The sequence below is a fragment of the Marinomonas alcarazii genome (assembly GCF_003208215.1).
Lineage (GTDB): Bacteria > Pseudomonadota > Gammaproteobacteria > Pseudomonadales > Marinomonadaceae > Marinomonas > Marinomonas alcarazii.
Genome location: NZ_QKLW01000003.1, coordinates 283,556 through 296,666 on the forward strand (window position 1 = coordinate 283,556; position 13,111 = coordinate 296,666).

General features: G+C 43.1%; 16 protein-coding genes. 7 read left to right on the plus strand and 9 right to left on the minus strand.

What is annotated here, in order from left to right; genetic code table 11:
- Position 1: 1 nt before the first annotated feature.
- The 3 genes from cysT to DFP75_RS18505 form a co-directional block, all read right to left on the minus strand.
- Positions 2–862, minus strand: a complete 861-nt coding sequence (gene cysT / locus DFP75_RS09560; protein WP_110574988.1) for a sulfate/thiosulfate ABC transporter permease CysT — start codon at positions 860–862, stop codon at positions 2–4.
- Positions 863–974: 112 nt separating this feature from the next.
- Positions 975–1,988 (minus strand): thiosulfate ABC transporter substrate-binding protein CysP, encoded by a 1,014-nt coding sequence (gene cysP, locus DFP75_RS09565; protein WP_110574990.1) that lies wholly within the window; start codon positions 1,986–1,988, stop codon positions 975–977.
- A 116-nt stretch (positions 1,989–2,104) separates the two neighbouring features.
- Complete coding sequence (locus DFP75_RS18505; protein ID WP_245927023.1) at positions 2,105–2,260, minus strand: hypothetical protein; 156 nt, start codon at positions 2,258–2,260, stop codon at positions 2,105–2,107.
- 346 nt (positions 2,261–2,606) lie between these two features.
- On the opposite strand from DFP75_RS18505, the gene dctP reads away from it, so the two are divergent.
- The 3 genes from dctP to DFP75_RS09580 are packed head-to-tail and all read left to right on the plus strand — an operon-like array spanning position 2,607 to position 5,414.
- A complete protein-coding gene (gene dctP / locus DFP75_RS09570) occupies positions 2,607–3,599 on the plus strand; it encodes a TRAP transporter substrate-binding protein DctP (RefSeq protein ID WP_110574992.1) in 993 nt (330 codons plus the stop codon).
- A gap of 28 nt (positions 3,600–3,627) precedes the next feature.
- On the plus strand, positions 3,628–4,137 hold the full coding sequence (locus tag DFP75_RS09575; protein ID WP_175404880.1) for a TRAP transporter small permease subunit: 510 nt from the start codon (positions 3,628–3,630) through the stop codon (positions 4,135–4,137).
- Positions 4,137–5,414: a TRAP transporter large permease gene (locus DFP75_RS09580; RefSeq protein WP_110574994.1), complete on the plus strand. Its 1,278-nt coding sequence runs from the start codon at positions 4,137–4,139 to the stop codon at positions 5,412–5,414. Before DFP75_RS09575 ends, DFP75_RS09580 begins: the two co-directional genes overlap by 1 nt.
- A gap of 368 nt (positions 5,415–5,782) precedes the next feature.
- Here DFP75_RS09580 and DFP75_RS09590 read toward each other — a convergent pair whose 3' ends face one another.
- The 3 genes from DFP75_RS09590 to DFP75_RS09600 form a co-directional block, all read right to left on the minus strand.
- Positions 5,783–6,379, minus strand: a complete 597-nt coding sequence (locus DFP75_RS09590) for a putative adenosine monophosphate-protein transferase Fic (protein ID WP_110574995.1) — start codon at positions 6,377–6,379, stop codon at positions 5,783–5,785.
- 4 nt (positions 6,380–6,383) lie between these two features.
- Positions 6,384–6,566 (minus strand): YhfG family protein, encoded by a 183-nt coding sequence (locus DFP75_RS09595; protein WP_110574996.1) that lies wholly within the window; start codon positions 6,564–6,566, stop codon positions 6,384–6,386.
- A 141-nt stretch (positions 6,567–6,707) separates the two neighbouring features.
- Positions 6,708–6,995, minus strand: coding sequence for an antibiotic biosynthesis monooxygenase family protein (locus DFP75_RS09600; protein WP_110574997.1), 288 nt, complete (start codon positions 6,993–6,995; stop codon positions 6,708–6,710).
- Positions 6,996–7,296: 301 nt separating this feature from the next.
- Here DFP75_RS09600 and DFP75_RS09605 point away from each other — a divergent pair, with 301 nt between their 5' ends.
- The 4 genes from DFP75_RS09605 to dhiA all read left to right on the plus strand — a co-directional run bounded on the left by DFP75_RS09605 (position 7,297) and on the right by dhiA (position 10,329).
- The gene (locus DFP75_RS09605; protein WP_110574998.1) at positions 7,297–7,527 is read left to right on the plus strand and encodes a Trp family transcriptional regulator; all 231 of its coding nucleotides are present in this window, start codon (positions 7,297–7,299) and stop codon (positions 7,525–7,527) included.
- Positions 7,524–8,942: an anthranilate synthase component I family protein gene (locus DFP75_RS09610; RefSeq protein ID WP_110574999.1), complete on the plus strand. Its 1,419-nt coding sequence runs from the start codon at positions 7,524–7,526 to the stop codon at positions 8,940–8,942. The genes DFP75_RS09605 and DFP75_RS09610 overlap by 4 nt, the downstream gene beginning before the upstream one ends.
- A 7-nt stretch (positions 8,943–8,949) precedes the next feature.
- Complete coding sequence (locus DFP75_RS09615) at positions 8,950–9,612, plus strand: anthranilate synthase component II (protein WP_110575000.1); 663 nt, start codon at positions 8,950–8,952, stop codon at positions 9,610–9,612.
- A gap of 183 nt (positions 9,613–9,795) precedes the next feature.
- Complete coding sequence (dhiA, locus tag DFP75_RS09620; protein ID WP_110575002.1) at positions 9,796–10,329, plus strand: type II toxin-antitoxin system antitoxin DhiA; 534 nt, start codon at positions 9,796–9,798, stop codon at positions 10,327–10,329.
- Between the two features lie 90 nt (positions 10,330–10,419).
- Here dhiA and DFP75_RS09625 read toward each other — a convergent pair whose 3' ends face one another.
- From DFP75_RS09625 to DFP75_RS09635, 3 genes are all read right to left on the minus strand, one after another.
- Positions 10,420–11,931: a nuclease-related domain-containing protein gene (locus tag DFP75_RS09625; RefSeq protein ID WP_110575004.1), complete on the minus strand. Its 1,512-nt coding sequence runs from the start codon at positions 11,929–11,931 to the stop codon at positions 10,420–10,422.
- 157 nt (positions 11,932–12,088) lie between these two features.
- Entirely contained in the window at positions 12,089–12,283 is a 195-nt protein-coding gene (locus tag DFP75_RS09630; RefSeq protein WP_110575006.1) for a hypothetical protein, read from the minus strand.
- Between the two features lie 3 nt (positions 12,284–12,286).
- Positions 12,287–13,027: an ElyC/SanA/YdcF family protein gene (locus DFP75_RS09635; RefSeq protein WP_110575008.1), complete on the minus strand. Its 741-nt coding sequence runs from the start codon at positions 13,025–13,027 to the stop codon at positions 12,287–12,289.
- Between the last annotated feature and the right edge of the window lie 84 nt (positions 13,028–13,111).

Sequence of the window (13,111 nt, forward strand, 5' to 3'; positions counted from 1 at the left end):
CCTAACTGCGTCCGTGAAGGCGACGTAAATAACGCGCCTGCCAAATGTTAATGGCGAACAAGAGAACCAGTGACGCCATCAGCACAACCGAGGCAATGGCGCTGGCGGCTGGGAAGTCAAACTCTTGTAAGCTAACGAAGATCATCAAAGACGTAATTTCGCTAACGTATGGCATGTTGCCCGCGATAAAGATTACCGCGCCAAATTCACCTAGACTACGCGTAAATGACAAGGCAATGCCCGTCATCAAAGCAGGCCATAAGGCGGGGAAAATAACCCGACGAAATACGGACCAATCAGACGCGCCCAGTGTCATTCCGGCTTCTTCCTCTTCTGGAGAAAGTTCTTCCAAGACGGGCTGAACCGTTCTAACCACAAAGGGAATACTGGTAAATGCCATAGCAAGGACAATCCCCCAAGGCGTATAAGCAACTTTTAGACCTAGGCTTTCGAGTATTTCACCGTACCAACCGTTTTGAGCGTACAAGGTCGCTAAGGTGATACCCGCCACCGCGGTTGGCAAGGCAAAAGGCAAATCCACCAAGGCGTCTAGAATACGGCGTCCAGGAAAGTCGTAGCGCACCAATACCCAAGCGAGTAGAAGGCCAAAAAAGCCATTGAAAACAGAGGCAATCAACGCTGCCCACAAGGTTACTTTGTAACTGGCGACCACGCGTTCATCGCTGATGACTTGCCAATATCTGTCCCAACCCATGTCGACGGATTGCATAACCAAACCTGTCATAGGAAGCAAAAGGATCAAACTGATAAATAGCAGGGACGTGCCCAAGCTTAAACTGAGTCCGGGCAAGACTCGCTTATGGCGAGGTCTGGTGTCAGCCGCGCTTAGATGTGTTGCCATGTGGTTGCCTATTATGGTCTTAGTAAGAAAGTTTCAACAATAAAACGTACAAGTCAGAAACAGAAAAGCCGAACACGCAAGCGTATCCGGCTAGACATTATCTATTCTGATATTAGCGACGCTGTAGTTGGTCTAGTTTACCACCATTTGAGAATAATTCTTTAGTGGCTTGTGGCCAACCGCCAGCAATGTTTTCAACGGTTAGTAAGCTAACCTCTGGAAACTTGTCTGCAAACTCAGCTTTAACAACATCGTTGTGTACACGATAGTTAAAACCCGCCAATAGACGCTGAGATTCTTCGCTGTACAAGTAGCTTAGGTATTCACGAGACACGTCTTCTGTACCATTTTTCTTCGCGTTTTTCTCTACAACAGCGACAGGGAATTCTGCCAAGATAGAGGTTTTAGGTACAACCACTTCGTATTTGTCTGCGCCATATTGGTTACGAATGTTGTTTACTTCAGATTCGAACGTAATCAATACATCACCGATGCCACGTTCAACGAACGTCGTTGTTGCACCACGGCCGCCTGTATCAAATACAGAGACGTTTTTCAGGAAAGTACCTAAGAAATCATCAATTTTTGCTTCGTTGTCTTTGCCAAACGTTTTTTGTGCGTAACCGTAAGCCGCTAAGAAAGTGTAACGACCGTTGCCCGATGTTTTAGGGTTTGGAAACACCAATGCCACATCATTACCTGCTAGATCGCCCCAGCTTTTAATGTTCTTGGGATTACCTTTACGAACTAGGAAGGCAATTGTTGAATAATAAGGCGAGCTGGCATTTGGAAATTCGTTTTTCCAATCTGCTGGGATCATTTTGCCTTTGTCATGCAACACTTGAACATCAGTGACTTGGTTAAAAGTAACCACATCGGCAGACAAGCCATTCATAATGGCGTTGGCTTGTTTTGAAGAACCCGCATGAGACTGTTTGATCTCGATCGTTTTGCCGGTTTTTTCTAGCCAATGTTTTTCAAAGGTTGGGTTGTAAGTGGCAAACAATTCACGTGCAATATCGTAAGACGTGTTAAGGATAGTTTGATCTGCAGCCGACGCTTGAACGGCGCCGCTCAACAATAATGTACCAATAATAGATTTTAAAAAGCGTGGCTTAGATTTCATAGTGACCTCATCTGGGAAGCTTAATATTTCATTAAGAGTGAGGTTACTTAAAAGATTTAGTTATTACAATGTCTTTAAATAAACTATTTTGGAATATAGATAAGGCGATTTTCACATCACACACTGCCTTCTTTTTCGATGACTAAAATGCGTGCTTTACCAACAGAGTGTGCAACGTGTTCAGTGCTGTTTATAAGGCTGATCCGTGCAATGCAAACGCGTGGTGACACGGCAATATCCAGCGTGCCCCAATTCCTCTCAATTATCCGCATGGAAAGTTGTTTTTACGGTGAGCAGCATAATCAGAATCTTTGCTAATTAATGTTGATCTTATTTTGAATTTAGCCCCATTCCAAGCCGAGTCAGTAGTCTTAAAAATAGTATGTGCTTGTTGACGGTATACCTTGTAGTGCTTTGCTCCATGTAGGGGGATTGGATGATTGTGCATGCAATAAGAATATCAAAGGCCTTTTTAATGCGTTTTTTTGCATTTTTAGATTGATTGAGTTAATAACCCCCTCCAGCATAACTAACACAACAGTTAGTGTAGCAAGACGCTCTTAATCAATGCGCGGAGTGGGCCGTGCGATGGGGTATTTAAATAATAATGAGGCACTTATGAATAAACTAATTAGCAGTTCCATTTTAACCTTGTCAATTGCAGGGTTTGCAGCCAATGCGCTAGCCGATACAACCATCCGTGTAACATCTCAGTTGCCCGCCACTCATCCCGTTAGTAAAAACTGGATCGATTTTGGCAACCTTATTGAAGAAAAATCTGATGGTGAGCTAAGTGTGCAACTGTTCCCATCAGCGCAACTATTTAAAGACAAAGAAGTTCCTGAAGCGGTAGGTTCTGGTGCTATTGATGCAGGCACGACCTTTATTGGGCGTTTTGCAGGATCTGTTCCTGCGGTTGATGTGGTCGCTGTTCCGTTTATTTTTAACGATGAAGATAATATTCGTGCCGCCGTTGCTCCGGGCTCTGATTTACGTAAAGCGATTGACAGTAAAATATTAGAAGAAACCGGTGCTCGTGTACTTTGGTGGCAGGCATTTGGTCGTAATGTGTACTTGAGTAATGGCGATGCGATTACTGAGCCTGGCGATATTGAGGGCAAAAAAGTACGTACCTACGGCAAGGTTCATGGTTGGACTATCGAGGCATTGAATGGCGCGCCGACGTTGCTGTCTGGTTCTAAGCAGTTTCTTGCTTATCAACAGGGTGCTGTTGACGTGGGTATGACCGGCGCGTCTGCAGTGAAATCTCGTAAGCTATACGAGGTGATGGATAATATGACGTTGACATTTGATAGCGCGATTGAGTTCCTCGCTGTGATCAATAATGACGTCTACGAGAGCCTTTCTGACGAAGAGCAGGCGATCATTCAGGAAGCGGCTCGAACAGTAGAGCAGCAACTACGTGATCAGGTTTACGCAGAAGAAGCGCAAACAGTCGAAGAAATGAAGCAATACATGAATGTTGTCACCCTGACGCCTGAGCAGCGCCAATCTTGGCAGCAAGCGACACAGTCTGTTGTGGACCGTTTTGTAGAAGAAACAGGTGAAACTGGTGCGGCAGCGGTCTCCGCAATCCGCTCAGTTCAATAGATATCATTATTCTTGTTAGGAGTAACACATGTTGTTGCGCTGTATTGACACCGTATCTGAGTGGACGGGCAAGTTATGTGCTTGGAGTCTATTCGCGGTGGGATGTTTCATAACCTATGAAGTGGTCATGCGTTATGTGTTTAATGCGCCCACTATTTGGGTGGATGAGGTCAGCCGTGTGCTGATGGTATGGTCTGTGTATTTAGCGGCTGCGTTTGCGTTAAAGCATAAAGAAATGGTGGTGATTGAGTTGGTATTCCGTACGCCGGGGACTCTTGGGCGCAAACTTAGCGACAGCTTTGCCTTGGTGTTTATGTTTATCTTTGCGGTTGTTTCTTGCTTCTATGGTTTTGAGCTTTGGATGAAGTCTACTTTAGCAGGCCATACGACGGATACTTACTTAGCATTGCCAAAATGGTTTACTCATGCACCTGTCTGGTTGGGCTCCGGTTTACTGGTGCTACAAGGAATCGCTGAGTTAATTCGCGTCTGGACTGCTGTTCCCAATGACGAAGAAGTATCAGGAGCCACACACTAATGGAAGCATTATTTATTCTAGTGGCATTGTTGGCTCTATTGGTCCTACGCACGCCTGTTGCTTTTGCTCTGGGTGGTCTAGGGATTATTTTATTGGCGCTGAAAGGCCTGCCCATGGTTGGGGTTCCAACGCGTCTTCATGGCGCAATGGATAGCTTTGAGTTGCTTGCGGTACCTATGTTTCTGCTGATGTCGAATGTGCTATTGCGAGGCGGAGTTGGCAAAGATTTATTTGCAGGTGTTCAGTCTTGGGTCGGGCATTTTCCCGGAGGGTTGGGTGTTGCGACGATTTTATCTTGTACGCTTTTCTCCGCGATTTCTGGCTCATCTGTTGCTACGGCAGCGACCATTGGTACGATAGCCATTCCGGAGATGATTCAGCGTGGCTACGATCGTCGGTTTGTCTTTGGCATGTTGGCGGCGGGCGGCACTTTGGGGATCTTAATCCCGCCTTCTATTCCGTTAATTATATATGGCATCGTCTCTGAATCATCTATCAAAACGTTATTCTTAGCGGGCGTTGCACCGGGATTATTCTTGGCGGTCGCCTTTATTATTTACGGTGTATTGTTTGCTCGCTTTTCTAGCCAGTACCAAGCTATGCCGAAGGTTGGCTGGCCGGAACGCTTACAGGCCTCATTAAAAGCATTGCCTACTGTACTATTAGCAGTATGTATTATTGGTTCTATTTATGCAGGTATTGCAACGCCATCAGAAAGTGCTGGACTTGGCTTTGTCTTGGCGCTGTTAATGACGTTTGCCATGGGACGGATGAACTGGGCACTACTTAAAGAGAGTGTTGAGCATACGTTAAAGACAACTGTGATGGTGATGTTAATCGTAGCGGGTGCCAAAGTATTCTCTTATGCGATTACGTTGTACATGTTGCCGCAAACTATCAGCATGCTATTGACGCAACATATATCAACGCCAGGTCTGTTCATTCTTGCGGTTGGCTTAGTTCTGTTTTTGATTGGCTTCTTTTTAGAAAGTCTATCCATGTTGCTAATCATGGTCCCTGTGTTATTGCCAGCGGTACTGAATATGGGGATAGACCCGATTTGGTTTGGTATTTTCTTTGTGATCTTGATTGAGACTGCCTTGATTACACCGCCAGTAGGAATGAATCTGTTTATCATTCAAGGGGTGGCAAAAGCATCGCTGCAGGATGTTTCCAAAGGAGCGTTACCTTTTGCCGTCATTATGATTGTCACCGCGGTATTACTATGGTTCTGGCCTGATTTAGCTCTGTATGTGCCTTACCATCTTGCTCGATAACAGCGGAGAAGGTGCCCATGTCAGTATTATTTTGGTGTGGGCATCTAGGGAAGCATAAAGAGGTTCAGACATATAACGGTAAGCGATGGATCTTGTTAGCTATGCTTATAAATATCATTTATGAGGCTGATTCGTCCAATGCAAACTAGTCGTCACACCATTCATATTGGCAATGTCCAAAGCAGCCCAAGCACGATCTGCGGTGAAGTCTTTGGCTGTGATGAATGTCATTGTTTGATTCCTAAATAATAGAGATAACACGACGTTAGAATGCCATGGCTGTGAAGACAAGGCGTCGATATGTCTTAGGCTAAAATGGCAGTGATAAAAGTCAAAATACGGGCTGGATGTGGCAAAGTGTTGGCATGTTAGATAATTGGGGAGAGGCTTCTAGTAAATATCTCTATCATTGGTCCATAGTTACATTCTAAACATCCAAGAATATTAGATTCAATCCATTGATCTTTTGATATGCCTTCAAAGCTTAAATTGTAGCCGCAATGGATAGCCAGATGTTCAAACAATAGGCGCTGTGTTCTTCCGTTCCCTTCTCGGAATGGGTGAACCATATTCAATTCAATATAAAATTCTGCCATTTCTTGGCAAAAATCATCGAAACCTAAGTGTTCAAAAAAGTCTTTTTTTCTTAATTGGTCAAATAACTTGTTGGCTTCTTTTTGTATAAATTCAGGCTGGCAAAAACGGGTGTCTTGCTTTGAAATCGCAATGGTTCGTATTTTTCCTGCCCATTCATATAAATCTCCGAAGAGTTTTTCGTGCAGAAGGCAAAGATAGGGGAAGTCGTAGGGTGCGGGTTGAAAGTCAATATCAGCAAGCGCAAGAGTAGATAGCTGGTTCTCTATATCGCTTAACTCTACGGAATCTTTAATACCAAGTTTATTGATTAAAGTACTGGAGTTTGAATAGGTATACGGGTCTTGGCCTACACCGTATTTATCTACCACAGGATCAACCTAAGTATTTCTTTAAAAGTTGTTCTTTTTTTACCTTTCTTTCTGATGCGCTGAGAGAAAGTAAGGATTTGTCTACAGAATAACCTTCTAAACGCATGCTTTCGACGAAGTTATCGCCTTTTTTGCTTGTGTAAGCTTGCTGTTTAGAAGTCAGAGATAGCGTTGGTTTGTGTCTCATTTTGATTCCCTTAGCGAGTAAGTTTATCCAGTATAACCTAGTCTATTACAGGCTTCTATTCCTAATCTTGGTTAAAAAGGGAGCACATTTTTGTCATGTTCAGAAGCCTAAACTGCGGAAAAATAATACCGTGAGACCTTTTCAGATATCATAATGATGCACAGAATATTGCTTGGCGTAATGTTCCATGCCATCTGGAATAAAGGCTTTATGCCAGTCTTCTCCTAAAAACTCGATTAGCTTGTCTTTACTCTGCCACTTGGAAATCATTGAGTACTCATTGGGATTTGACTCAACAGGAAAACCAATTTCGATAGACTCACAACCTTCTTGAGTCTCAAGGGCGCCGACAGATAAGCTGCGGAACTTAGTTTCAAACTCTTCTCGATATTCAGGGTAAATCTCAACACGAAAAAATCTTATAATCATTTTAATGTACCGATAACACCTGATTGAAATCTGGATTGTCTTGAATGGTTGCTAGTACTTTATGCCTTCGGCAAACAGCTTCTGACTTCCTCAACAAGTTGAAATTCATTCTGGATGGCGACAGCTTATTCTAATGGTTATTTTAAATCTTCGTAAAAGCCCATTTCAACAGCCTATTTAGCTTAGATTAGGCTGTTGTTATTTTAGCGCATTTTTCATGCTTATGTCCTTGCTTCCCTTCCTCGAAATCTATATTGTACTAGTACGTGAATACAAAGCCTCCTTGTGAGAGTCGAATCCTATGAAAGATTTGGTCCAGTTTTTAACCGAAGCCGGTGACGATGTGGTGTTGGAGAAGCGCTTGAAAGCTTTGCTAACACCGAAGGAAATCAACGAAATGCAACACAGGTTACAAATTTTATCTCTGTTGGAGCAGGGTGTTCCGCAGCGAGACATTGCGAAACAATTGGGTGTGGGTATTGCCACTGTGACCCGTGGTTCCAGAGCATTGAAGGAATTAAAAGAGATATGAGTTCATATAACAAAAAGCCGCAGCGCATCACGCTGCCGCGCAAGCCTAAGTACATTACCATCAGCTCTGCCTGCGATTTTTTTGATCTGTTTAAGAAGGTTGAGAAGCGTTTTGACAACTGTTTTATGTTGGAATCTCTTGGTGAAGAGAGCTTTATTTCCCGCCATTCGATTATCGGTTTTGATCCTGAGAAATTGATTTGGGCCGAAGGCAAGAAGCTGTTTATCCAAGAGCGTGATGGCAGCACGGAATCGTTTGAATCCGACAATCCATATTACTTGCTACGTGACATTGTGCCGCAGAATATTTTGTCGCGCGGTTTTGCTGGTGGTTTAACGGGTTATATCGGTTACGACAGCATGAATTATTTCGAGCCAAGCTTGGATCTGCAATCGAGCGAGATGTTCGATGCCTTCCGTTTTGGCCTGTACAAAGATGGTCTGATACTGGACAAGATGACGGGCGAAGTTTTCTATTTCTATTATGAAGACGAGTCTGGTGATGGAAACCGTGTGGAATTAGTGGACAGTATGATGGCGGAAGAAACGCCAGAAAACGGTCCATTCGTGGTGACGCCAGCAGGCGAGTCCATGAGTAAGAGCGATCACGCGGATGCGGTTGCTAAGGTGAAGCAAGACATTATCGACGGTAAGATCTTCCAGTGTGAAGTGGGCTTTAAAAAATGGTTCGATATGGAAGGCGACACCATCAATTTGTACGAGCAATTGCGTGAAGTGAACCCTTCGCCGCAAATGTACTACATCAAGTTTGGTGAGCAAAAGGTGATTGGTGCCAGCCCAGAATTATTGTTCCGTGTGCGTCAAGGGGAAATGGAAACCTTCCCGCTAGCGGGTACGGCGAAGCGTGGTAAAGACGCGGCTGAAGATACCGCCTTTGCGCGCGCTTTGTTGAACGATCCAAAAGAAATCGCCGAGCACAATATGATTGTCGATTTGCATCGCAACGACATTGGCCGTGTGGCGCGTTTCGGTACGGTAAAAGTGCGCAGCTTGATGGACATTAAGCGTTTTAGTCATGTTCAGCATATCTCTAGCGAAATTGTCGGCATTATGGCGGAAAATCACGACATGTTTTCAGCGTTGGCAAGCAACTTCCCTGCGGGAACTTTGACGGGCGCACCGAAAATCGAAGCGATGAAGATCATCGATGATTTGGAAAACGATGGCCGTGGCCCTTATGGTGGCGCGGTGGGTCAGTTCTCTTTCAATGGCGATTGTATGTTTGCGATTCCAATTCGAACCGTGTTTGCCAAGGGTAACAAAGCTTATGTGCAAACCTGTGGCGGCAATGTGTATGACTCCAATGCCGAAGACGAATACGAAGAAATTCAACGCAAATTTGCTGGCACCAAGCGCGTATTAGACAGTTTCGCGCCAAACGCGAATCAGGAGTAAGGGAAGCATGAAAGTTTATATTATCGACAACTACGATTCCTTCACTTACAACCTGTATCAGTTTATTGGTGAAGTATTAGAAACCGAGAAAAGCCGTGGCGAAATCGACGCGTTTGAGGTGATTGTTAAGCGTAACGATGAAGTGACATTAGACGACATTCGTGCCGCTGCGCCAGATCGTATTATTATTTCCCCAGGGCCAGGTTCACCAGACGACAAGGCGTACTTTGGTGTGTGTGCGGACGTGATTTTAGAGTTCGGTAAAACCATTCCATTAATGGGTGTTTGTCTTGGTATGCAGGGCATTTGTCATGTATTTGGCGGCAAAGTGGTCAAAGCGCCATTGCCAATGCACGGTAAAACCAGCCCGATTACTCACAACGGCGAAGGTATTTTTCATGACATTCCAGACCAACTAGAAGTCATGCGTTATCACTCGCTCATCGCCGAAGCAGAAAGCTTCCCAGACGTGTTGGAAGTTACCGCTTCCGTTGGTGAGTTAAAAGAAGCAGACTTTAAGGACATCGCGACGATTCACCAAGGCGGTAAGTTTGAATTGATGGGCGTTCGTCATAAAGAATACCCAATTCAAGGGATTCAGTTTCACCCAGAATCCTTTGCAACCGAAGGTGGTAAAGACTTGATCAAAAACTTCTTGTTTCAGGTTTGATGAGTTCGAAAAGGCTCGACTCTTGAAGTAATCGAAAAGCAGCACTCAGTGATGGGTGCTGTTTTTTTGTTTACAAAATATATTTGTCTCTTTTGAGAGACTGGTCTGTAGTTTTAGATATCAACTCATGCAGATGTGGAAGAAAGCTGTGAAAGGTGAGAATCCGGGGAAGTTGGAGGATGTATGTTAAAAATTATTGATGTCGACTGGGTTAAAGATCACACCTTAGCATTAACCTTTAACGACGGATTTGAAGGTGAGGCAGACTTATCGGATTACTTTTCCAAACCACCATTTGCTAACGTGAAAGGTTTTAAACGCTTTGCTTTAACCTCTGACGGCGCTTTGAACTGGAATGGTAATGAACTGACAGCAAACACATTACGAAGCATCACAAAAGGAGCTTATCAGGCTGCTGCTATGCGGTTTGATGTGGAGCAAATGGAAGAGGTGATTAAACAGGCGTCATGGGATTCTATGACAGAAGGTCGCCCAGATATTTTGCAAGCGGCCATTCGTTCCTATGTTGAGTTATTTGGCCATCGCGTTGTGATCGCAAGAGCGGATATTAAAAGTCGAACCAGTGCTTACCGGTCTTTAAAGCCTGAAACCAAGCCTAACTTTGCCACCTTGGTACAACTGGCCCATGCGGTGATTGAAATTGCCAAAGAGAGAGTAGGGGAACCGTTGCCAAACTCGGTTACGGCTTCGCATTAGGGGCTTCTTTGTTTGAAATAAAAATTTAGAAAAATGTTTTGTTTCAGCATTAATTTCAAAAAGGAAAATATGGGTTAACGCTCGGCTTTATTACTTCCTTGAAATACTGATCACTTCCATAGGATGGCTATAGAAGTGATCTGAAAATGTTTTTATCAAGGCTGAGTTTTTTGTGTTATTAATGGTTTTATGGACTTGGACATTGTCTTTAAAGTTGATTATATACTTGGTTGTATTTTTACTAGCTTCTTCAAGTCGTTTTAAGGCATCAAGTTCGTATGTTCCTGTAGTCCAGAATTCAAAGATCAAATCTGTATTTTTCCAATCTGGGTGTGTAAGTGAAAAAGTTCTGAATACTGGGATTTGCTCATTCAGCCAATAGTTAACTTCATCTAAAGTGACTCTTTTGTTAGGGTTATAACCTTTGCACTCGATAAATTTTATCGAGTGATTAGTCACACAAATGACATCAGCCTCTTTAGGTCCTATGACGGTTTGGCAAAGTCGATTAAGCATAATTTGATGTGATTCGGCTCTCATTGCCTCGGCTACAATATACTCGAAAAATGCACCTCGAAGCTGACCAGCAGACCCTTCAATTTTGCCTAATGAACTAAATATTTTATCAATTTTTTCTGGAGCAACTACTTGTAGTGCGGTATCTGATAGAAGTCTGATTAACTCTAATAAGCTGCTTCTAACATCATTGCCAAAGAGTGTTGATACTGTTGTTGGTGAAATTCCTTCGGATTTTAGTTTATTAAATGCTTCTTGGTGGAATGTATTTGCAACAAAAAAACATAGTTGTTTGCCCACTTTTTTAAGACTTCTAAGCGAATTTAACTTTAAAAGAAATGGCTTTATTCCTATTAGAGAGACTTCGTCTGTAAGGAGTATGTCACATGCAATAAATCCAGGGTTTGGTTTGCCGTCACTTTTGAAGGTTACTAATGGTGACAAATATGAAGGTCCAGCTAGATCCCAAGCAGTAGTGCTAATGTTAGGGTTTTTGATGTCTGAACGAATTCTAACTTGATTGTATGCGACAAATCCCATTTTTCTCAGCCAGTCGCTAAAAGCTCTAAGAATCATGTCTTCTGCTAATAGTCTTGCTTTCATGTTAGGAATTAAAGATTCGACATGATTGAAATGTATGCCCTTGTAGATACAAAGACCAATACCTTTAACCTCAATTTCTTTTATTAAGTTTGTATCTTGAAGTCTTTTTAAAATAATTGAAGAAGAAAGGTGTTTTTGTTGTCGAATTGGTGAGCCGCATGCAATTTCAAAGTGGTTACGAGGCATTATGCCACCCCGCTCTTCTAAAGCTTGTAAAGCATATCCATAAGCCGAATTTGTATTTAGTAAAGCACTCTCTAATCTATTCCAAAAAATGCCTTTACCAGATTGGTCGCGCAGGTAAAGAAACCTAGCTCTTCTAGGAAATGATAGATCTAAGCGAATAGCTTTTTTGCCTTCTCTAGACACTCTTTGACGGGCTGCAACTGCAGAAATTCCGTGCTGCTTTACTAAATGCTCAGATATTTCAGAGCTTAAACTCGGCCCATTCTCTAAGAGGTATTTTTCTACAGAGTTCTTCATTGTCACACTGCGCTATATATACAAGATAAATATATGACCACCTCTTATAAGAAGAGACAATCAAGGTCACTTGATATTAAAGGGTTATAGATGAGGTTTCCAAGTCTATTTTTTACAAATGTCACAGAGCCATATTTTATGTGTAGATCTTGTATAACTATAAGCTCTTATTCCTAGCACGAACTTTTGCCTTAAAATCATCCATCTGAGCGTTGGCTTCTTCGTTTGACACAAATACAGCAAGGCCGTTTTCCATGCGATCGAAAGCGGCGTTAACTTGTTGTGTTAACCAAGTATCGTGAGATATTGGGTCATCTTTTTTATTCGTTTCAAATGCCATTTTAGATGTCATTGCTTACTCCTTAATCCATTGCCAAGTGCGTCCAAGCCATTCGTAAAAGGCGCGTTGGCTTTTGTAGGCTGCGTTGGCGTCGATTTGCCAGTCGCTCTTTTCAGACCCTAAATACATAGCAGGCGCCGGGATGATGTTTATCCCTGCTTTTTCGAAGAAAATAGACGCACGTTTTAGGTGTGAGGCTTCTGTTACCAAGGCTGCGAGTTTCCCTTCTAAATACGGTTTCATCATGTTGGCTTCCTCTTCGGTGTCTTTGGCGAGAGGAAAGGCTTTAATTCGGTTGGGTTGTACGCCTAATTCTATGGCTGCTCGGCGCATGACTTCTGCGTGAGGTTCTGTCATTTCACCAGAGTAACCAGACACAAATAATTGCGCGTTTGGGTTGGCCTTTAAAATGCGCAAACCTTCCTCAAGTCTGAACAGTGCGCTGTTGCCAAGTGCCATGATTGCCAGTGTATCGCTTAAATCTTTGTGGCCACTGCCGAGGACGATAACGGCATCCACTGGCTGTTCAATATTAAACACAGGATAATCGTGTTCGACCGTTGCAATGAGTGAATTCGCTACAGGACTCCAACTGGTTAAGCCTAATAAAAGTATGGCGCAGAATAGAATGAGTTTGGCGAGTTTGGGCCATTTATTCATCAGCAAAAGCGCGAGACACATGGCCAGCAAAGTGAGAGGAATTGGCATCAGCATATAGCCGATAAATTTCTTAAGGTAAAAAAGAATAAGGCTCATGATAGATCAGTAATCATTGTAAAAGGCGTTTTAGAATAACGCTTTATAGGTAAAATAGTCGCGTCTTTTACGTGGATTTTAGAA